Genomic DNA, 20,201 nt, shown 5'->3' on the forward strand with positions numbered 1-20,201 from the left:
GGCATGAACCTCATCGTCCTCGCAGCCTCCGGCCGGACCGGCCTCGCACTCGCCCGCCAGGCGCTGGAGCGCGGCCACACCGTCACGGCGATCGCCCGCGATCCCGGGCGCATCGGCCTCGACCACCCGAACCTGCGCAAGGTCGCCGGCGACGTCAGCGACCCCGCGAGCATCGCCGCGGTCGTCGGCGCGGACTCCGTCGTCCTTTCCGGTCTCGGCACGGACGTGGCCGGGGTGCTCCTCGACGGCGCCAAGGCGGTGGTCGCGGCCGGACCGCGGCGGATCATCTGGCTCGGCGCCTACGGCACGGGTGCGTCCGCCGACGCGGCGGGCGAGGGCGCCGGTGTGCTGTGGAAGTTCATGGGCGACCGGATCCCGGACAAGATCGCGGCCGACGACGCCGTCCTCGCCGCCGGTGGCACCGTCTTCCACGCCGGTGTGCTGAGCGACGAGCCGGAGAGCCCCGATCGGCGCACGGTCGGTCTGGACGCCGCGCCGCCGTTCGATCTCACCGCCAAGGTCAGCCGCGAGACGGTCGCCGCGGCCATGCTCGACGAGGCCGAGGAGCCGCGCTTTCCCGGCGTCGTCGCGTTGCCGCTAAATGCCTAGGACCTCGGCGACGGTCGCCCGCACCTGGTCGCGGAGCCACGCGTGGGCGAGGTCGGAGTCGTAGCGCTGGTGCCAGTTGCAGTTGACCGGTGCCTCCGGGGACTCGGCCGGCAGCGGCCGGGTGATCAGCCCGAACGCCTCGACCAGCGGCCGGCAGAGGATCGCCGTGGTGGTCACCAGCGCGTCGCTCGCGGCCGCGATCTGCAGGGCCGAGTGGACCGTTGCCACGGTCGCGATCACCCTGCGGTGCAGTCCTCGCGTTGCCAGCAGGTCGTCGATCGGGGCGGTGAGACGGCCGCGCCGGGAGACCAGGACGTGCGGATGTGCCGCGTAGGTGGGCAGGTCCAGGTCGCCGGCGCCCGGATGGCCGGAGCGCAGGACCACGGCCAACGGATCGGTGCCGAGCGTCTCGGAGCGGAACTCGGGCAGGTCAGGGCTGTCTCCGCCGAGTTCGAGGTCGACCCGGCCGTGCCGCAGGTCGTCGGTGTCGGTCGAGTGCTCGGCGAGCACCCGCAGTCGCACGCCGGGTGCCTGCTCCGCGATCCGGGCGATCAGCGCGGGCACCACGGACGAGGCGAGGGCGTCGTGGCACTGGAGCGTGAAGGTGCGCTCCAGGTTGGTGAGCTCCAGCTCACGACTCGGCGTGAGGACCGCGTTGGCCTGCCGGACCAGCCGGTGCACCTCTTCCGCGATCCCGAGCGCGTACGGCGTCGGGGTCATCGAGTGACCGGTCCGCACCAGGATGTCGTCGCCGGTCACCTTCCTGATCCGTCCGAGCGTGCGGCTCACCGCGGGTGACGACAGGTGCAGCCGCTCGGCCGCGCCCATCACGCTGCCCTCTTCGAGCAGGGCGTCCAGCACGACCAGCAGGTTCAGATCCGCTTGCATGACAGTAAATCGTACTGACCCACAAATGCGTCCGACTCAATTGGAGAAGCCATGCTCGCCGCCACCACCGCTGCCGTCCGCCGCGCCGGAGCCCGAATGCTGACGCGGTACTCGACGGAGGCACGTACGTCCGGTCTCGCCGAACTCATCGCGGCCGTCCGCGCCAACGACGCGGCCGTCGTCGACCTGCTGGAGCCGGAGCTGGCGCAGATCCGCCCCGGTGCCCGGTGGCTCAACGACGAGCACGGCTCCGGTCCGCTGGAGTCGGGCGAGTGGTGGCTCGTGGATCCGGTGGGCGGCAACATGAACGCGGTTCACGGCATGACCGACTGGAACATCGGCGTGAGCCTGGTCCGCGACGGCCGGCCGGTGCTGGCGGTCGTGTACTTCCCGCTGTTCGACGAGATGTTCACGGCGGAGGAGGGCGGCGGCGCGTTCCTCAACGGCGTCCGGCTGCAGGTCTCGGGCAAGACCGCGCTGGACGGAGCGCTGGTCGGTACCGGGCAGGCCCAGCCGGGGCAGGGGCCGGAGATGGCGGACCGGGTGGGCGCCTCGTACAGCGCGATGGCGAAGGAGGCCCTCTACGTGCGGATCTCGGTGCCGGTGGCTCATCAGCTCGCGCAGGTCGCCGCGGGACGGATGGACCTGCACTGGCAGTACGACAACGTGCGCGCGCACGCGTCCGGTGTGCTGTTGGTGCAGGAAGCGGGCGGTGTCGTCACCGATCTCGACGGCAACCCGTGGGAGCTGACCACTCGTGAGTACCTCGCCGCCGCGCCAGGTGTGCACGCCGCGGCGTTGAAGGTGCTTGCTTAGTCCTCGACGGTCCAGACCAGGGTGTTGAGGTCGACCTCGGGACGGACGCTCCAGCGGACCTGGATCACCTCGGTCGCGTCCGGCAGCACGAACACGGTGTGGCCACCGGCGGTCTCGCCCGGCGACACGCCGAGCTTGTGCGCCGGGCGCGAGGACAACGACACCGGCGCCTTGGTCACGGTCTCGCCGGTCTTGGTGACCAGGACCAGATACATGTCCGGCAGCGAGGTGTAGGCGACCTGCGAGGTGTTCGTCACCTCGGTGTGCACGACGACAGCGCGTTCGCCCTCGGCGAGCTTGTAACCGGCCGCGGTGAACAGGAAGTCGGCCGGGTCGACCACCTCGACCAGCTGGATCGAGAGGCGCGCGCCCTCCATGCTGTCGGCCTCGAGGGCGGTGCCGACCTTGCCGGTGCGCGAGACGGGCTTGGGCTGCGGCTGGTCCGCGCGCACCCAGCCCGCCGACTGGGGCGGACCCCAGGTGACCTGAGGCTGGGCGGGGAACGGCTGGCTGGCCGGGTTCTGCTGGTACGGCATCTGCTGCTGCGGGGCGACCTGGTGCGGGCCGCTCTGGTGCACGGAGTACGGACCGGACGGCGGCGGGCCCATGTAGTTGCCGTACGCGGCGGCGTTCGCGAGGGCCCTGCGCAGGCCGTTCGGGTCGCCTTCGACGCCGACCAGCAGGGGCAGGCCGCTGCCCGAGAGAGTGATCAGGCGCATGGCGGCTTCGCGCGGGTCCATGCCCAGGCGCTGGGCGATCTCGTGCACGGCGGCGCGGCCCGACTCTGCTAGGACGGCGAGCAAGCGAGCGTCTACGGGATCAGGGGCCACCACGTGTCGAACGCTACCTTCCGCTCGCGATCTTCGCGTCACCGCCCGGTTGGTCGGAGATCACGGCGACAGACCCTCCGAGCCTGTGGGAGGTTCCCTTCGCGGCGAGATAGGGTTGGCGGATCCGGATTCGCGTCCTTCCACACGCGTCCGTTCGATCTCCTGGAGGCACAGTGTCGGACTCGTTTGTGCATCTGCACGTGCACACCGAGTACTCGATGCTCGACGGTGCGGCGAAGCTCAAGGACATGTTCGCCGAGTGCGAGCGCATGGGTATGCCCGCTGCCGCCATCACCGATCACGGCAACATGTACGGCGCCTACGACTTCTTCAGGCAGGCGCAGGGTGCCGGGATCAAGCCGATCATCGGCATCGAGGCGTACATGGCGCCGGAGTCCCGGTTCAACAAGAAGCGCGTGTTGTGGGGCGACCCCGGCCAGAAGTCCGACGACGTGTCCGCGTCAGGTGCGTACACCCACCAGACGATCTGGGCGCGCAACGCCGAGGGCCTGCACAACCTGATGAAGCTCTCCAGCCTGGCCTCCACCGAGGGGCAGCTGGGCAAGTGGCCGCGGATGGACTCGGAGCTCATCGCCGAGCACTCCGCCGGGCTGATGGCGACGACCGGGTGCCCGTCCGGCGAGGTGCAGACGCGACTGCGGCTCGGCCAGGACAAGGAAGCGCTCGAGGCCGCTGCCAAGTGGCAGGAGATCTACGGCCGCGAGAACTTCTACATGGAGATCATGGACCACGGCATCGAGATCGAGAGCCGGGTCCGGGGCGGGTTGCTGGAGATCCAGCAGAAGCTGCAGATTCCGTTCGTCGTCACGAACGACTCGCACTACACGTACCCGCACGACAAGGACACGCACGAAGCGCTGCTGTGCATCCAGACCGGCAAGACGCTGCAGGACCCGACGCGGTTCAAGTTCGACGGCACTGGCTACTACCTCAAGTCGCCGGACGAGATGCGGGCGATCGACTCGAGTGACGCGTGGCAGGAGGGGTGCCGCAACACCCTGCTGATCGCGGAGAAGGTCGACCCGGCCGGCATGTTCGACTTCAAGAACCTCATGCCGGTCTTCCCGGTGCCAGAGGGGCTGACCGAGGACCAGTTCTTCCGCGACGAGGTCTGGCGCGGCATGCACCGCCGGTTCCCGGACGGGGTCGACGACGAGCACACCAAGCAGGTGGAGTTCGAGATCGGCGTCATCCTGCAGATGGGGTTCCCGTCGTACTTCCTCGTCGTCGCGGACTTCATCAACTGGGCCAAGGCGAACGGCATCCGCGTCGGTCCCGGCCGTGGTTCGGCCCCCGGCGCGCTGATCGCGTACGCGCTGGGCATCACCGACCTCGACCCGCTGCCGCACGGCCTGATCTTCGAGCGGTTCCTGAACCCCGACCGCGTCTCGCCCCCCGACATCGACATCGACTTCGACGAGCGCCGGCGCGGTGACGTCATCCGGTACGTCACGGAGAAGTGGGGCACGGCGAACGTCGCCCAGGTCATCACGTTCGGCACGATCAAGGCGAAGGCCGCGATCAAGGACTCGGCCCGCGTGCTGTACGGCCAGCCCGGTTACGCCGTCGCCGACCGCATCTCCAAGGCCATGCCGCCCGCCGTCATGGGCAAGGACATCCCGCTGTCCGGCATCTTCGACTCGTCGCACAAGCGGTACAACGAGGCCACCGAGGTCCGCGGGCTCTACGACACGGACCCGCAGGTCAAGGAGATCATCGACACCGGCCGCGGGCTCGAGGGCCTGATCCGCAACGCCGGCGTGCACGCCTGTGCGGTCATCATGTCCGCGGAACCGCTGATGGACCACATCCCGGTCTGGATGCGCCCGCAGGACGGTTCGATCATCACGCAGTTCGACTACCCGACCTGCGAGACGCTCGGCCTGCTGAAGATGGACTTCCTGGGGCTCTCGAACCTCACGACCATCGACGACGCGCTGCGCAACATCGAGCTCAACGGCAAGGGCAAGATCGAGATCACCGACGGCGCGCAGGTGCCGTTGAACGACAAGAAGACCTACGAGCTGCTCGGCCGCGGCGACACGCTGGGCGTGTTCCAGCTCGACGGTTCGGCGCTGCGCGACCTGCTGCGGCTGATGAAGCCGGACAACTTCGAGGACGTCTCGGCCGTCATCGCCCTGTACCGGCCGGGCCCGATGGGTGCGAACTCGCACATCAACTACGCGCTGCGCAAGAACAAGCAGCAGGAGATCACCCCGATCCACGAGGAGCTGCGGGACTCGCTCGCGGACATCCTCGACACGACCTACGGCCTGATCGTCTATCAGGAGCAGGTCATGGCGATCGCGCGAAAGGTCGCGGGCTACACGCTGGCCCAAGCGGACCTGCTCCGCCGCGCGATGGGCAAGAAGAAGAAGGAGATCCTCGACAAGGAGTTCGAGGGCTTCGAGAAGGGCATGCTCGACAACGGGTATTCCAAAGAGGCGATCAAGACCCTCTGGGACATCCTGGTCCCGTTCGCCGACTACGCGTTCAACAAGGCGCACTCCGCCACCTACGGCGTCATCGCGTACTGGACCGCGTACCTCAAGGCGAACTACCCGGCCGAGTACATGGCCGCGCTGCTCACCACGAACTCCGACAACAAGGACAAGTCGGCGATCTACCTCGCCGAGTGCCGCCGGATGGGCATCACCGTGCTCCCGCCGGACGTCAACGAGTCCGAGCGCGAGTTCGCCCCGGTCGGCAAGGACGTCCGCTTCGGTCTCGGCGCGATCCGCAACGTCGGCGCGAACGTCGTCGACTCGATCATCAAGGCGCGCAAGGAGAAGGGGAAGTTCGTCGACTTCTCCGACTTCCTGCGCAAGATCGACGCCACGGCCTGCAACAAGAAGGTCGTCGAATCGCTGATCAAGGCGGGCGCCTTCGACTCGCTCGGCCATCCGCGCAAGGGCCTGCACATGGTCCACGTGGACGCGGTCGACGCCGTGATGATCACGAAGAAGGAAGAGGCCAAGGGCCAGTTCGACCTCTTCGGCGGCGGTGACGCGGACGACGAGGACATCGCGGGCGTGTTCGACGTCAAGATCCCGCCGGAGCAGTGGGAGTCCAAGCACCAGCTCGCGCTGGAACGGGAGATGCTCGGTCTCTACGTCTCCGGGCACCCGTTGAACGGCGTCGAGCACGTGCTGGAGTCCTACTCCGACGCCTCGATCGCGCGGATCCTGGAAGGCGACGTCCAGGACGGCCACCAGGTCACCATCGGCGGCATCCTCGCCTCGGTGACGCGGCGCGTGAACAAGAACGGCGAGTCGTGGGCGTCGGCCCAGCTGGAAGACCTCGTCGGTGGCATCGAGGTGCTGTTCTTCCCGAAGAGCTTCATGGTGCACGGCATGTCCGTGGTCGAGGACGCGATCGTGCTGGTCAAGGCCCGCGTGGCCAAGCGCGACGACCGCATCTCGCTGATCGCGAACGACCTGGTGGTGCCGGACCTGAGCGAGATCGGCTCGCGGGCGATGAAGCTCAAGATGCCGGCCACCAAGTGCCGGCCGGAGATCGTCACGCAGCTCAAGGACGTCCTGAAGGCGCACCCCGGCTCGACCGAGGTGCACCTGAGCCTGATCATCAACGCCTCGCGCAACACCGTGCTGAAGCTGGACGACGCGCTGCGGGTCGCGCCCACACCGTCGTTGATGGGTGACCTGAAGGCCCTGCTCGGGCCGAGCTGCCTGGGTTAGAGGTCAAGCACCACGTGGACGGAGCAAGAACGAGGATCGCTCGAGAAATAGTGGCGAGCGATGAGTTAACGGGGTTAACTGGGTGAGGTGACGACACTCACCCAGTTGCCCGACGACTACGTCCAGAACCCGCACGACGTGCACGACATGCTGCGTGCCGAGGGGCCCGTGCAGGAAGTCCACATGCCGCGTGGACTCAAGGTCTGGCTCGTGACTCGGTACGACGAGGCGAAGATCGCCCTCACCCATCCCGGAGTCAGCAAGAACATCCTCGAGGGTGGCCACCTGATGGCGGTGCACGCCCCCGCGGAGTTCGAACGTCGCGAGATCGAGCCCACGCTCGCCGTCCACATGCTCAACATGGACCCGCCGGACCACACCCGGCTGCGCAAGCTGGTCACCAAGGCGTTCACCGCCCGCCGAATCGAGCTGATGCGCCCGCGCGTGCAGGAGATCGCGGCGGAGCTGATCGCCAAGCTGAACGACGGCGACGAGGTCGACCTGCTGGAGGCGTTCGCCTTCCCGCTGCCGATCACGGTGATCTGCGAGCTGCTCGGCATCCCGATCGACAACCGCGACGACTTCCGCGAGTGGTCGAACCAGCTGCTGTCCTTCGGCACGCCCGAACAGGTCCAGGCCGCCGCGACCTCGATGGCGGGGTTCCTGTACCAGCACGTCACGGCGATCGCCGAGGCCGAGCCGAACGACACGTTCTTCTCCGCTCTCGTGCACGCCGACGACTCCGGTGACCGCCTGAACACCGAAGAACTGGTCTCGATGGCGTTCCTGCTGCTCGTGGCGGGCCACGAGACGACGGTGAACCTCATCGGCAACGCGGTGCTGGCGCTGCTGAACAACCCGGACCAGCTGCAGATCCTCAGGGACCGGCCCGAGCTGATCCCCGCGAGCACCGAGGAGTTCCTGCGGCTGGAGGGGCCCGTCAACGTGGCGACCTTCCGCTACACCAAGGAGGACATCGACCTGGGCGGTGTGACCGTGCCCGCCGGCGAGATCCTGATGGTGTCGCTGGTCGCGGCGAACCGGGACCCGCAGCGGTACGAGAACGCCGACCAGCTCGACGTCACCCGGTCCGCGCAGGGGCACGTCGCGTTCGGGCACGGCATCCACTTCTGCCTCGGCGCGCCGCTGGCCCGCTTGGAGTTCGACGTGGCGCTGACGCAGCTGCTCGCGCGGTTCCCGAACCTGACGCTCGCCGCGGAGCCGGAGACGTTGGTGTGGCGGGACAGCACGTTGATCCGCGGTCTGCACACCTTGCCCGTCCGGCTCGCCTAATCTTCGGCGGGTGGACGACCTGCTGAAGCTCGACCAGGCACACGTCTGGCACCCGTACGGCCCGATGCCGGGCACCCAGGAGCCGTTGCTCGTCTCGGAGGCCTCGGGTGTCCGGCTGACGCTGGCGGACGGCCGGGAGCTCGTGGACGGCATGTCGTCCTGGTGGGCGGCGATCCACGGCTACAGGCACCCGGTGCTGGACGCGGCCGTCACCGAGCAGGTCGGCCGGATGAGTCACGTGATGTTCGGCGGGCTCACGCACGAGCCCGCCATCCGCCTGGCGACCAAGCTCGTCGAGATCACGCCCTCGGAGTTGCAGCACGTGTTCCTGTGCGACTCCGGCTCGGTGTCGGTCGAGGTCGCGATCAAAATGTGTATGCAGTATTGGCGTTCGCAGAACCGGCCGGAGAAGCGCCGGCTGATGACGTGGCGCGGCGGCTATCACGGGGACACGTTCAACCCGATGTCCGTGTGCGATCCGGACGGCGGTATGCATTCGCTGTGGAGTGGAATTCTGCCGGTTCAGGTTTTTGCAGACAGTCCACCGGCCGAGTTGGATACTGCATACGTTCAGCATCTCGCTGACCTCGTCGAACGGCATGCCGACGAGCTCGCCGCGATCATCGTCGAGCCGGTCGTGCAGGGTGCCGGCGGTATGCGATTTCACGATCCGCGCTACCTGCACGTGCTGCGTGAGTTGGCGTATACACACGACGTACTACTTGTATTCGACGAGATCGCGACGGGTTTCGGGCGCACCGGCGAGCTGTTCGCCGCTGACCACGCGAACGTCAGCCCGGACGTCATGTGCCTCGGCAAGTCGCTGACCGGTGGTTACCTGACGATGGCCGCCACCTTGTGCACGTCACGGGTGGCGGACGGGATCAGCAAGGGCGAGGTGCCGGTGCTCGCGCACGGGCCGACGTTCATGGGCAACCCGCTCGCGTCGGCGGTGTCGCTGGCGTCGATCGATCTGCTGCTGTCCCAGGACTGGAAGCGTGAGGTCGCCCGGATCGAGAACGGCTTGAGGGAAGGCCTTGCGCCCGCACGCGCGCTGCCCGGTGTTCGGGACGTGCGCGTGCTGGGCGCTATCGGCGTCGTGCAGCTGCATGAGCCCGTGGACATGGCACGGGCCACCAAGGCGGCTGTGGACGCGGGTGTGTGGCTGCGACCGTTCCGCGACCTGATCTACACGATGCCGCCGTTCATCAGCACGGACGACGACGTCGCGACGATCTGTCAGGGCGTGATCGCGGCGGCGAGCTGAGTGTCGGTCGGCTCGACCAGGAACTCGCCGCTCGGCAGCACCACGACGGGGATCTGCTTGCGGCCGGAGATCTCGATCGCCCTGTCCCGCGCCTCGTCGTCGTGCTCGACGTCGACGTAGGTGAACGGCACGTTGTTGCGGGTCAGCCACGACTTGGCCCGGCGGCAGTCACCACACCATTCGGCGCCGTACATCACGATCGGTTGCTCAGTCATGCCCTCACGTTAGGTGACGTCCTAGGGTAGGTGCCTGTGAGCGTGCTGGTGATCACCGGAACCGGGACCGAGGTCGGCAAGACCGCCGTGACCGCGGGCATCGCGGCGTTGGCCAGGGCAGAAGGCAGACGGGTCGCGGTGCTCAAACCCGCCCAGACCGGCCTGCTGCCCGGCGAGCCCGGCGACGTGGCGGAGGTGGCGCGGCTGGCGGGCGACGTGACCACCCGTGAGCTGGCCAGATACCCCGACCCGCTGGCCCCGGACACCGCGGCGAGACGGGCGGGGATGGCCACCGTGCACCCCGCGGACGTCGCTGCCGCCGTGACGGAGCTCGACGCGGCCCACGATCTGGTGCTGGTCGAGGGCGCGGGCGGGCTGCTGGTCAGGTTCGACGAGGGCGGCTCCACCTTGGCCGACATCGCCTGGGCGGTGAACGCGCCCGTGCTGATCGTGGCGCAGGCCGGGCTGGGCACGTTGAACACGACCGCTCTGACGGCCGAGGCGCTGCAACGGAGGGGCATCGAGTCGCTCGGCGTGGTGGTCGGCAGCTGGCCGTTGCACCCCGACCTCGCCTCCCTGACGAACCTGGCCGATCTGCCGGAGGCGGCGGCTGGTCCGTTGCTCGGCGCGCTGCCGCAGGGTGTGACAAAGCTCGGTTCTGTGGATTTCCTGGCCGTTGCCAAGAGATCGTTTTCACCGTGGTTCGGCGGCGAGTTCGACCCGGAGACGTTCGCGGCTCAGTTCGCGGTCCAGTGACCTACGTCGCTCCACGATGAAGGATTCAGTGAGGCATAGTGCTCGCCAGGCCACAGGAGGAGGAGAGACCGTGACCGCAGCTCCGGAACAGATCGACGTGCTCGACGAGGCTCGTGAGCAGGTGCTCGAACGAGGAGTCGGACTGTCCGAAGCCCAGGTGCTCAAGGTGCTCGAACTGCCTGAGGACCGGATCCCCGAGCTCCTGGCCCTGGCACACGAGGTGCGTGAGCGCTGGTGCGGGCCAGAGGTCGAGGTCGAGGGCATCGTCTCGCTCAAGACCGGCGGCTGCCCGGAGGACTGCCACTTCTGCTCGCAGTCGGGCCAGTTCCCCTCGCCCGTGCGTTCGGCGTGGCTGGACATCCCGGGCCTGGTCCGCGCGGCGCGGCAGACCCGCGACACCGGCGCGACCGAGTTCTGCATCGTCGCGGCCGTGCGCGGCCCGGACAAGCGGCTGCTCTCGCAGGTGCGCGACGGCGTCAAGGCCATCCGTGAGGACGGCAACGACATCCAGATCGCCTGCTCGCTCGGCATGCTCACGCAGGAGCAGGTCGACGAGCTCGTGGCGATGGGCGTGCACCGCTACAACCACAACCTCGAGACGGCTCGCTCGCACTTCCCGAACGTCGTCACCACGCACTCCTGGGAGGAGCGCTGGGACACGCTGAGGATGATCCGCGCGGCCGGCATGGAGGTCTGCTGCGGCGGCATCATCGGCATGGGGGAGACGCTGGCGCAGCGCGCGGAGTTCGCCGTGCAGCTGGCCGAGCTGGAGCCGGACGAGGTGCCGCTCAACTTCCTCATCCCGAACCCCGGCACGCCGTACGAGAACTACCCGGTCGTCGAGGGCGCCGAGGCGCTGCGCACGGTCGGCGCGTTCCGGCTGGCCCTGCCGCGCACGATCCTGCGGTTCGCCGGCGGTCGTGAGCTGACGTTCGGCGACCTGGGCGCGAAGCAGGGCATGCTCGGCGGCATCAACGCGATCATCGTCGGCAACTACCTGACGAACCTCGGCCGCCCGGCGCAGCAGGACCTCGACATGCTCGAGGAACTGTCGATGCCCATCAAGGCGCTGAGCCAGACCCTGTGATGATTACGACCGTGTACTGCTCTTTCTGCGGCAAAGAGGAATCCGGCGGCGACCACGCGTTCTGCCGTCAGCGGCTGTCGATGATCGACCCGCCGCGGTACTGCGCGGAGTGCGCCCGCCGGATGGTCGTCCAGGTGACCCCGGACGGCTGGACGGCGCGCTGCAGCCGCCACGGAGAGACCGCGTCGGCTCGGTAGTAACCTCTCGCGAATGGACGAGAAAGCAGCGCCGGTGCGCATCGAACCCGTACCGGAGCCGCCGTACGTCTACCACTACATCCGGCCCCGGCCGAAGGTCGTGGTCAAGCGGGATCTGCTGCCGGGCCTGGTGGTCCTGCTGACGACGTTCGCGGCCGGGCTGCCCGCCGCGTACGTGTGGTCGTGGCTCGCCCCGGCGCAGCTCAAGATCGTCTCGCCGCAGGACAACAAGTTCTACCCGATCGGGGTGGAGAGCTACCACCGGCTCGACGCGCTGATGGTGTTCGTGCTGATCGGTCTGGGCGCGGGCACCATCACCGGCATCTCGGTGTGGCTGCTGCGGCAACGGCGTGGGCCCGTCGTGATGCTCGGCATGACGGCGGGTTCGTTCGCGGCGGCGTGGTTCGCGCAGTGGCTGGGCGGATCGCTGGCTGCGGGCGCGTACCCGATGCCGTCGTCGATCAAGCCGAACGACACCCTGCTCGTCGCGCCTTCGCTGGAGACGTGGTGGGGAATTCTGGCGTGGCCGCTCGCGGCCGCCCTGGCCTACGGCTGCTGCACGGCGTGGAACGGTTTGGACGACCTGGGGCGGCGCCTCGGCTGAGGCGAGGCACCGCCCTCGAGCGACCTACCCCACTCGGTAGGCGAAGTCCGGCATGTCGGTCACGAACATCTGCCCCGGCGCGTGCGTGATCGCGAACGGTGGCTTGGACTTCATCAGCACCGCCTGCGGAGTCACCCCGCACGCCCAGAACACCGGCACGTCACCGGGTTCCGGCGTGATGGCGTCGCCGAAGTCGGGTTCGTGGATGTTCTCGATGCCGAGCATTCGCGGATCTCCCGCGCCGACCGGAGCCCCGTGCACCGAGGGCATCAGCGCGGTGACCTTGTGCGCGATGTCCACAAGGGACTCCGGAATCCACCGCATCGACACGACCATCGGCCCGTGCAGCCTGCCTGCCGGTCGGCACTGGATGTCCGTGACGAACATGGAGACGTTCTTCTTCTGGTCGACGTGCCGCAGCGGTACCCCGGCGCTTTCGAGTGCCGTCTCGAACGTGAAGCTGCAGCCGATCAGGAACGTCACCAGGTCGTCGCGCCAGTACTCGGTGGCGTTCTCCGGTTCCGCGACGAGTTCGCCGTTCTCCCAGATCCGGTACCGCGGCGCGTGGGTGCGCACGTCCGCGTCCTGCTTGAGCGCGCTGACCGTCTCACCGGCGTCCAGCACGTCGAGCACCGGGCACGGCTTGGGGTTGCGGTGCGTGAAGAGCAGGAAGTCGTACGCCCAGTCCTTGGGGATGGCGATGAGGTTGGCCTGTGCCTGTCCCGGTGCCTTGCCCGCCGTCGTCATTCGAGCTCCTTGTTGACCGTCTCCGGCAGCCAGATCAACGCGATGACCGCGATCCCGTACGCCGCCGCCCCGAACAGCATGGCACCGCCGATGCCGAGCCGGTCGGCCATGAACCCGACCAGTCCCGGGAACACCGCGCCGAACGCGCGCCCGAAGTTGTACGTGAAGCCCTGCCCGGTACCCCGCAGCTGCGTCGGGTAGAGCTCGCTGAGGTAGCTGCCGAACCCGCTGAAGATCGCGGACATGCAGAACCCGAGCGGGAAGCCGAGGAACATGACCAACGTGTTGGCGCCGTTGGGAATCTGCGTGTACGCGACGATCAGCAGCGCGCTGGCGATCGCGAACACCGTGAAGGTCTTCTTGCGCCCCAGGTAGTCCGTGAGATAGCCGCCGCACACGTACCCGATCCACGCGCCGGTGATGAGGAACGCGAGGTACCCGCCGGTGCCGATGATGGTGAGGCCGCGTCCGGTCTGCAGGAACGCCGGCAGCCACGTCGCGAGCGTGTAGTAGCCACCCTGGACGCCGGTGGCCAGGAGCGCCGCGAACAGCGTGGTCTTGAGGATCGGGCCCTTGAAGATCTTGGGGAACGTGCCGCGTTCCTTGGGCTGTGCCTTGGTTTCCGGTGCGTCGTCGACGTTGCGGCGCACGTAGAAGATGAGGATCGCCGGGAGCGCGCCGGTCCAGAACATGATGCGCCACGACCACGCCGGGTCGGCGAGCGAGGCGACGAGGGTGTTGATGATGACCGCCAGGCCCCAGCCCACGGCCCACGCGCTCTGGATGAACGCGACCGTGCGGCCGCGGTACTTCGGCTTGCAGTACTCGGCCACGAGGATCGCCCCGGCCGCCCACTCACCGCCGAAGCCCAGACCCTGCAGGGCGCGGAAGACCAGCAGGGTCTCGTAGTTGGTCGCGAAGCCGCACAGCACGGTGAAGAACGCGTATGCCGCGACCGTGATGATCAGCGTTTTCGACCGCCCGAACCGGTCGGCCATGATGCCCGCCACCGCGCCGCCGATGGCGCTCATCAGCAGCGTGCTCGTGCCCAGCAGACCGGCTTCGGCCTTGGTGAGGCCGAAGTAGCCGCTGATCGCGACCAGGCTCAGGGGCAGTACCCAGTAGTCGTACGAGTCCAGCCCGTAGCCGCCGAACGCGCCGATGAACGCGCGCCTGCCCTTCTGGCCGAGACTGCGGAACCAGGCGAAACGACCTGTGTCCTCGGTCGTGGTCGTGCTCATGGGACACCTCGCAGCGTGGTGGAGGAGTGGTCGACTGTGATGTGGCCCTCAGGGTAAGGATTGTTCAACAATCCCACAAGGCCACAATTCAACGATCCGACGATCGGCGTGCAGGCTTGGGCTGGGTGGCGCTGGATCGTGCGACTCAACAACCCGCGCTGTACGGGCGTTCGGGTGGTGAGGAGCAGAGGAGGAACCACGATTGATCACCTCAGCCGATGGCACCGCCATCGACTACCGCACCACCGGCAGCGGCCCGGGTCTTCTCGTCGTCCCCGGCCCGATGGAGTCCGCCGCCGACGTCCAGGGCCTCTCCGACGCGCTGGCGGCCGACTTCACCGTCCACGTCGTCGACCGCCGGGGCCGCGGCGAGGGCGGCCCGCTCCGAGCCGGGGACGGTCTCAGCGCCGAGGTCGAGGACATCAGTGCCGTGGCAGGAGCCACCGGCGCCCAACGGCTGTTCGGCATCAGCTCTGGTGCGGTGATCGCGCTGCAGGCAGCCCTGCGGGTACCCGCCATCACCCACGTGGCCGCCTACGAGCCGCCCATCGACCTGTCGAAGCGCAAGGGCAAGGTCATCGCACGGTTCAACGAGGAGCTGGCGGCCGGGCAGCACCACGAGGCGATGACCACGCTCCTCAAGGGACTCGAGGTAGGGCCGAGCTGGCTGCGACTGTTGCCGCGAAGGCTCTTCCTGACGGTGCTGCGCAAAGCGGAGGATGACCAGGACGAGTTGGTCGAGCGCTTGTCGACCGTCCGCCACGACTTCCAGATCGCCGAAGAGGGCAGTGCGAATCTCCAGCGCTTCTCGGCTCTGCGCGGCGAACAAGCTGCTGATCGGCGGCACCAGGTCTCCGCGCTATCTCACCGACGGCCTGTACCGGCTGGCAGACCTCCTGCCGCGCGCCGAAAAAATCCTCGTCGAGGAGTCGCACCACTTCAGCCCGAGCGCGAGTCCCCACCTGGTCGTGCCCGCCCTCAAGGCGTTCTTCCCGGCGGGCTAGTTCGGGTTCGGCACGTGCCCGAACTCTGTCAACGGCACCGGCACGGCCTTCAGGGCGCTCAGAATCCCGGTCTCCCGGTGCAGCATCCGCCGGACCAGGCGCAACCGCCGCGCCGGCGAGCGTTCCTCCAACAGGCGTTGCCGATCCTCGACCGGCAGCAGGCAGTCGGCCGCCAGCAGGTACGACAGCGCGCCCAGCGAGACGTCGTCGGCGGGGGAGGACCAGTCCTCGCGGTGCCAGGCCGCGCCGCAGTAACGCTCGTGGGCCGCGCGTGCGCCGCGTTCCAGGATCGGCACGACTTCGAGGGCGGCCTCCGGCACCGGGGCGTCCTCGATGTACTCGATGTGCCCCAACAGGTAGGGCGCCGTCGTGGTGTCGACGTCTAGCAGGCGGAAGCGGCGCACTCCGCGCGTCACGATGTCGAAGCGGCCCTCCGGCAGCGGGCGGGCGTCGAGGAGGTCGGCGGAGCAGCCGATGTCCTTCAGGGAGCCGACGTTGTCGACGCCCACCTCCCAGCCCTCCTTGATGCACACGACGCCGAACGTGCGGCCGAACAGCGAGCCGGTCATCAGGTCGACGACGAGCTGGCGGTAGCGGGGCTCGAAGATGTGCAACGGCAAAGACGCCCCGGGCAGCAGCACGGTGCCCAAAGGGAAAAGCGGAAGCGTCTCTGCCACGCGCCCAACGTTACGGGCTGCCACTCCCGCCCGCCGGACGGCCGGATCCTGGCGGCCTCAGCACGGCGAACGGATCGGTCACCTTGATTCCCTTGGCGCTGAAGCGGAACAACGCGGCGGGGCGGCCGCCGGACGGGCCGGTGGGTGCGGTGCCACCCGTCGGTTCCAGCAACAACCGCCGGGACAGCACGCGCTGGAGGTTCGTCGCGGCCACCCGGTAGCCCAGTGCCGCGGAGTAGTGGTCGCGCAGCAGGGAGATGGTGAACTCCGGCGGCGCCAGGGCGAAGCCGAGGTTCGTGTACGACAGCTTCGAGCCGAGCCGGTGCCGCGCTCGCTGCACGATCGAGGAGTGGTCGAAAGCCATCGGAGGGAGCGTGTCCACGCAGTGCCACTCGGTGTCCGCCGGCCGTTCCGGGTCGACGTCCGAGGGGACCAGTCCGAGGAACGCCGTCGCCACGACGCGGGGGCCCGGCACGCGGTCGGGCGCGCTGAAGACGGCCAGCTGCTCGACGTGTGACAGTTGTCGCACATCGACTTTTTCCGCGAGCTGACGGCGGATGGAGGTCTCCACGTCCTCGTCCACCCGCAGGCCGCCACCCGGCAGCGACCAGCGGTGAGCATGTGGTTCCCTGGCGCGTTCCCACAGCATGACCTGGAGTGACGCACCTCTCACCCGCAGCACAGCTGCCAGAACTTCGTGTCCCACGCTCGCCACTCGGCTGATACTATCGGCCACGTTTTCGACCAACAGGCGAAAACCTGGAACCGAGGAGGCAGCGATGGTCGCTACCGCAACTGTGGAGCGAACCGCGTCAGGTGTGTTCGGCGGAGTCGAGCCGAACGCCGAGTGGCGGGACGAGGTGCTGCGCCTCGCGAAGGAGCGGAACGCCGTCATCCTGGCGCACAACTACCAGCTCCCCGAGATCCAGGACATCGCCCACCACACCGGCGACTCCCTCGCCCTGAGCAGGATCGCCGCGCAGTCCGACGCGGAGACCATCATCTTCTGCGGCGTGCACTTCATGGCCGAGACCGCGAAGATCCTCGCGCCGCGGAAGACCGTGCTCATCCCGGACGAGCGCGCTGGCTGCTCGCTCGCCGACTCGATCACCGGCGCGCAGCTGCGCGAGTGGAAGGCCGAGCACCCCGGCGCGGTCGTCGTGTCCTACGTGAACACCACGGCCGAGGTGAAGGCCGAGACGGACATCTGCTGCACGTCGTCGAACGCCGTCGACGTGGTGCGCTCGATCCCGGCCGACCGCGAGGTGCTGTTCTGCCCGGACCAGTTCCTGGGCGCGCACGTCAAGCGCGAGACCGGCCGCGAGAACCTGCACATCTGGGCGGGCGAGTGCCACGTCCACGCCGGCATCAACGGCCCTGAGCTGGCCGAACGCGCCGCCGCGAACCCGGACGCCGACCTGTTCATCCACCCGGAGTGCGGCTGCGCGACGAGCGCGCTGTACCTGAGCGGCGAGGGCATCGTCCCGGCGGAGAAGGTCAAGATCCTCTCGACCGGCGACATGATCACCGCCGCCCGCTCGACGAAGGCGACCAAGGTGCTCGTCGCGACCGAGGTCGGCATGCTGCACCAGCTGCGCAAGGCCGCTCCGGAGATCGACTTCCGCGCCGTGAACGACCGCGCGTCCTGCACCTACATGAAGATGATCACGCCGGCCGCGCTGCTGCGGTGCGTGCGCGACGGCCTGGACGAGGTGCACGTGGACCTGGAGACCGCCAAGCGCGCCCAGGGCGCCGTGCAGCGCATGATCGAGATCGGTCAGCCCGGCGGCGGTGAGTGATGGCCGCGCGCTGGGAGGCGCGGGCCGACCTGATCGTGGTCGGTACGGGCGTGGCGGGCCTGACCGCCGCGCTCCGGGCCCGTGAGCTGGGACTTCGTGTCCTGGTCGTCACGAAGGCGGCGGGCGATGACGGCAACACGCGCTGGGCTCAGGGCGGCGTCGCCGTTGTCATGGAGGACCAGCACGACCCCGGCGACTCGGTCCACCGGCACATCGAGGACACGCTGACGGCGGGCGCGGGCCTCTGTGACGACGTGGCGGTCACGGCGATCATCACCGACGGCCCCCAGGCCGTGGCGAAGCTGCGCGAGCGCGGCGCGACGTTCGACGCCCGGCCGGACGGCCTGCTGGAACGGACCCGCGAAGGCGGCCACAGCGCGTTCCGCGTCGTGCACGCCGGCGGTGACGCGACCGGCGCCGAGGTCGAGCGCGCGCTGCTCAAGGCCACTGTGGACGGACGGGTTCCCCTGCTGGAGAACCACGTCGCGGTCGACGCGGTGAAGACACCGCTCGGTGCCGTCGCCGGGTTGCTGGTGCTCGACAGCAACGGCGTGCCCGGCGTGCTGACCGCTCCGGCCGTGCTGCTCGCGACCGGCGGCATCGGTCAGATGTACCAGGCGACGTCGAACCCGTCCGTCGCGACGGGGGACGGGCTGGCGCTGGCGTTGCGCGCCGGTGCGCTGGCCGCGGACGTCGAGTTCATCCAGTTCCACCCGACCGTGCTGTACACGGGCCGGGGTGCGCGAGGCCGCTGCCCGCTCGTCACGGAAGCCGTGCGCGGCGAGGGTGCCGTGCTGGTCGACGTGACCGGCGCCCGCGTGATGAAGGGCGTGCACCCGCTCGAGGACCTCGCCCCGCGCGACGTCGTGGCCGCCGCGATCACCCGGCACATGGCGCTGGAGCCCGGCGGTGTGGACGACCACGTCTTCCTGGACGCGACCGCGTTGCACGACATGGCCACCCGGTTCCCGACCGTCTACGCGGCGTGCGTCTCGGTCGGCGTCGACCCGGCCGTGGACCCGATTCCCGTGGCCCCGGCGGCACACTTCGCCTGTGGTGGCGTGGTTTCCTCTGTCGACGGCCGCACGGGCGTCACCGGCCTGTACGCCGTCGGTGAGGTCGCTCGCACGGGCCTGCACGGCGCGAACCGCCTGGCCTCCAACAGCTTGCTCGAAGGCCTGGTCTGCGGCACCCGTGCCGCCGAGGCCGTGGCGTCCGATCTGGCGCTCGGCCTGGTCACCCCGGCTCGCGCGGTCGATCCGGTGCTGCCCACGGCACCTGTCGCCGACCGCGACCTGCTCCAGCGCGTGATGTCCCGCTACGCCGCGATCGGCCGTGACGCCGAGGGTCTCGCCGTCGTCGGCTCTGTGCTGGACGTGTCCACCGTGGACAAGCAGCTGGAGTCGCGCGAACTGGTCGAGGACGCGGCGCTGACCATGGCCGCCCGCGCCCTGATCGCCGCTGCTCAGGAACGCACCGAGTCGCGCGGCTGCCACGTCCGCACTGACTTCACCGAGCGTTCCCAGGCGTGGCAACGCAGTCAGCTCGTCCGGCTCACCCCGACCGGTCAGCCCGTGCTGGCCGATCCCGTTCTCGCGGAAGGTGTGGCGTGACCATCGATTGGGACGACGCGAACCGGGTGATCCAGCTCGCGCTCGAGGAGGACCTCCGCTACGGCCTGGACGCCACGACTTTGGCGACCGTGCCGGAGAAGTCGACCGCGACCGCCGAGATCACCCCTCGTGCGTCCGGCGTGCTGTGCGGTGTTTCCGTTGCGCGCACTGCCTTCCAGCGCTATCTGCCCGAGATCGAGGTGCTCTCGGAGGCCCAGGACGGCGACAAGGCGGTGCCCGGTGAGCCGGCGCTGGTGCTGGTCGGCCCGACCCGCGGCCTGCTCACGGTCGAGCGCACGGCGTTGAACCTGATCTGCCACCTGTCCGGCATCGCCACCCGGACGGCACGCTGGGTCGACGCGATCGAGGGCACCGGTGCGTTCGTCCGCGACTCGCGCAAGACGTTGCCGGGCCTGCGTTTGCTGCAGAAGTACGCGGTCAGGTGCGGTGGCGGCGTGAACCACCGGATGGGCCTCGGCGACGCGATCCTGATCAAGGACAACCACGTCGCCGCGGCGGGTTCCGTCGGTGCCGCGATCCGGGCGGCCCGTGCGCACGCACCGGACCTGCTGATGGAGGTCGAGGTCGACAGCCTGGAGCAGTTCGACGAGGCGATCGACGAGGGTGCGGAACTGGTGCTGCTGGACAACTTCACGCCCGAGCAGTGCGCTCAGGCCGTGGCCAGGAAGCCCGCGAACGTGAAGCTGGAGGCGTCCGGCGGACTCACCCTGGACGTGGCCCGCGCTTACGCGGAGACGGGTGTGGACTACCTGGCGGTCGGCGGCCTCACGCACTCGTCGCCGTCACTCGATCTCGGCCTGGACCTGAAGTAGCGGCTT

General features: G+C 68.9%; 21 protein-coding genes. 13 read left to right on the plus strand and 8 right to left on the minus strand.

Annotated features, from left to right (window positions below):
- The first annotated feature begins 3 nt into the window (after window positions 1–3).
- On the plus strand, window positions 4–609 hold the full coding sequence (locus SK803_RS29735) for an NAD(P)-dependent oxidoreductase (protein ID WP_319969444.1): 606 nt from the start codon (window positions 4–6) through the stop codon (window positions 607–609).
- On the opposite strand, the gene SK803_RS29740 is transcribed toward SK803_RS29735, so the two are convergent.
- On the minus strand, window positions 598–1,497 hold the full coding sequence (locus tag SK803_RS29740) for a LysR family transcriptional regulator (protein ID WP_319969445.1): 900 nt from the start codon (window positions 1,495–1,497) through the stop codon (window positions 598–600). The genes SK803_RS29735 and SK803_RS29740 overlap by 12 nt on opposite strands.
- A 51-nt stretch (window positions 1,498–1,548) precedes the next feature.
- Here SK803_RS29740 and SK803_RS29745 point away from each other — a divergent pair, with 51 nt between their 5' ends.
- Window positions 1,549–2,313, plus strand: a complete 765-nt coding sequence (locus SK803_RS29745) for an inositol monophosphatase family protein (protein ID WP_319969446.1) — start codon at window positions 1,549–1,551, stop codon at window positions 2,311–2,313.
- Here SK803_RS29745 and SK803_RS29750 read toward each other — a convergent pair.
- Complete coding sequence (locus SK803_RS29750) at window positions 2,310–3,146, minus strand: AsnC family protein (protein WP_319969447.1); 837 nt, start codon at window positions 3,144–3,146, stop codon at window positions 2,310–2,312. The two genes, SK803_RS29745 and SK803_RS29750, sit on opposite strands and share 4 nt — an antisense overlap.
- A 170-nt stretch (window positions 3,147–3,316) precedes the next feature.
- Here SK803_RS29750 and dnaE point away from each other — a divergent pair, with 170 nt between their 5' ends.
- The 3 genes from dnaE (at window position 3,317) to SK803_RS29765 (ending at window position 9,422) form a co-directional block, all read left to right on the plus strand.
- Window positions 3,317–6,862: a DNA polymerase III subunit alpha gene (gene dnaE, locus SK803_RS29755; protein WP_319969448.1), complete on the plus strand. Its 3,546-nt coding sequence runs from the start codon at window positions 3,317–3,319 to the stop codon at window positions 6,860–6,862.
- 87 nt (window positions 6,863–6,949) lie between these two features.
- Window positions 6,950–8,155 carry a cytochrome P450 family protein gene (locus tag SK803_RS29760; RefSeq protein ID WP_319969449.1) on the plus strand — a complete coding sequence of 402 codons (1,206 nt, stop codon included), beginning with the start codon at window positions 6,950–6,952 and terminating at the stop codon, window positions 8,153–8,155.
- 64 nt (window positions 8,156–8,219) lie between these two features.
- Window positions 8,220–9,422 carry an adenosylmethionine--8-amino-7-oxononanoate transaminase gene (locus SK803_RS29765; protein ID WP_319969556.1) on the plus strand — a complete coding sequence of 401 codons (1,203 nt, stop codon included), beginning with the start codon at window positions 8,220–8,222 and terminating at the stop codon, window positions 9,420–9,422.
- Here SK803_RS29765 and SK803_RS29770 read toward each other — a convergent pair.
- Complete coding sequence (locus tag SK803_RS29770; RefSeq protein WP_319969450.1) at window positions 9,395–9,637, minus strand: glutaredoxin family protein; 243 nt, start codon at window positions 9,635–9,637, stop codon at window positions 9,395–9,397. The genes SK803_RS29765 and SK803_RS29770 overlap by 28 nt on opposite strands.
- Before the next feature lie 36 nt (window positions 9,638–9,673).
- On the opposite strand from SK803_RS29770, the gene bioD reads away from it, so the two are divergent.
- The 4 genes from bioD (at window position 9,674) to SK803_RS29790 (ending at window position 12,281) form a co-directional block, all read left to right on the plus strand.
- Window positions 9,674–10,393 (plus strand): dethiobiotin synthase, encoded by a 720-nt coding sequence (gene bioD / locus SK803_RS29775; RefSeq protein WP_319969451.1) that lies wholly within the window; start codon window positions 9,674–9,676, stop codon window positions 10,391–10,393.
- Window positions 10,394–10,463: 70 nt separating this feature from the next.
- Complete coding sequence (gene bioB, locus SK803_RS29780) at window positions 10,464–11,480, plus strand: biotin synthase BioB (RefSeq protein ID WP_319969452.1); 1,017 nt, start codon at window positions 10,464–10,466, stop codon at window positions 11,478–11,480.
- Window positions 11,481–11,482: 2 nt separating this feature from the next.
- Window positions 11,483–11,677, plus strand: coding sequence for a biotin synthase auxiliary protein BsaP (gene bsaP / locus SK803_RS29785; protein ID WP_406601602.1), 195 nt, complete (start codon window positions 11,483–11,485; stop codon window positions 11,675–11,677).
- A gap of 13 nt (window positions 11,678–11,690) precedes the next feature.
- Window positions 11,691–12,281 (plus strand): DUF2567 domain-containing protein, encoded by a 591-nt coding sequence (locus tag SK803_RS29790; RefSeq protein WP_319969454.1) that lies wholly within the window; start codon window positions 11,691–11,693, stop codon window positions 12,279–12,281.
- A 24-nt stretch (window positions 12,282–12,305) separates the two neighbouring features.
- On the opposite strand, the gene SK803_RS29795 is transcribed toward SK803_RS29790, so the two are convergent.
- From SK803_RS29795 to SK803_RS29805, 3 genes are all read right to left on the minus strand, one after another.
- Window positions 12,306–13,028: a putative hydro-lyase gene (locus SK803_RS29795; RefSeq protein ID WP_319969455.1), complete on the minus strand. Its 723-nt coding sequence runs from the start codon at window positions 13,026–13,028 to the stop codon at window positions 12,306–12,308.
- On the minus strand, window positions 13,025–14,269 hold the full coding sequence (locus SK803_RS29800; protein WP_319969456.1) for an MFS transporter: 1,245 nt from the start codon (window positions 14,267–14,269) through the stop codon (window positions 13,025–13,027). The genes SK803_RS29795 and SK803_RS29800 overlap by 4 nt, the downstream gene beginning before the upstream one ends.
- Window positions 14,270–14,480: 211 nt before the next feature.
- Window positions 14,481–14,795: a hypothetical protein gene (locus SK803_RS29805; RefSeq protein WP_319969457.1), complete on the minus strand. Its 315-nt coding sequence runs from the start codon at window positions 14,793–14,795 to the stop codon at window positions 14,481–14,483.
- 262 nt (window positions 14,796–15,057) lie between these two features.
- Here SK803_RS29805 and SK803_RS29810 point away from each other — a divergent pair, with 262 nt between their 5' ends.
- On the plus strand, window positions 15,058–15,273 hold the full coding sequence (locus SK803_RS29810) for an alpha/beta fold hydrolase (RefSeq protein ID WP_319969458.1): 216 nt from the start codon (window positions 15,058–15,060) through the stop codon (window positions 15,271–15,273).
- On the opposite strand, the gene SK803_RS29815 is transcribed toward SK803_RS29810, so the two are convergent.
- Complete coding sequence (locus SK803_RS29815; protein WP_319969459.1) at window positions 15,270–15,950, minus strand: LON peptidase substrate-binding domain-containing protein; 681 nt, start codon at window positions 15,948–15,950, stop codon at window positions 15,270–15,272. The genes SK803_RS29810 and SK803_RS29815 overlap by 4 nt on opposite strands.
- Window positions 15,951–15,960: 10 nt before the next feature.
- Complete coding sequence (locus SK803_RS29820) at window positions 15,961–16,656, minus strand: NUDIX hydrolase (protein ID WP_406601603.1); 696 nt, start codon at window positions 16,654–16,656, stop codon at window positions 15,961–15,963.
- A gap of 73 nt (window positions 16,657–16,729) precedes the next feature.
- Here SK803_RS29820 and nadA point away from each other — a divergent pair, with 73 nt between their 5' ends.
- The 3 genes from nadA to nadC are packed head-to-tail and all read left to right on the plus strand — an operon-like array spanning window position 16,730 to window position 20,195.
- Window positions 16,730–17,749: a quinolinate synthase NadA gene (gene nadA, locus SK803_RS29825; RefSeq protein WP_319969460.1), complete on the plus strand. Its 1,020-nt coding sequence runs from the start codon at window positions 16,730–16,732 to the stop codon at window positions 17,747–17,749.
- Entirely contained in the window at window positions 17,749–19,362 is a 1,614-nt protein-coding gene (locus tag SK803_RS29830; protein WP_319969461.1) for an L-aspartate oxidase, read from the plus strand. Before nadA ends, SK803_RS29830 begins: the two co-directional genes overlap by 1 nt.
- Entirely contained in the window at window positions 19,359–20,195 is an 837-nt protein-coding gene (nadC, locus tag SK803_RS29835; RefSeq protein ID WP_319969462.1) for a carboxylating nicotinate-nucleotide diphosphorylase, read from the plus strand. Before SK803_RS29830 ends, nadC begins: the two co-directional genes overlap by 4 nt.
- Window positions 20,196–20,201 lie beyond the last annotated feature (6 nt).

It is taken from the genome of Lentzea miocenica (assembly GCF_033949945.1).
Taxonomy (GTDB): domain Bacteria; phylum Actinomycetota; class Actinomycetes; order Mycobacteriales; family Pseudonocardiaceae; genus Lentzea; species Lentzea miocenica.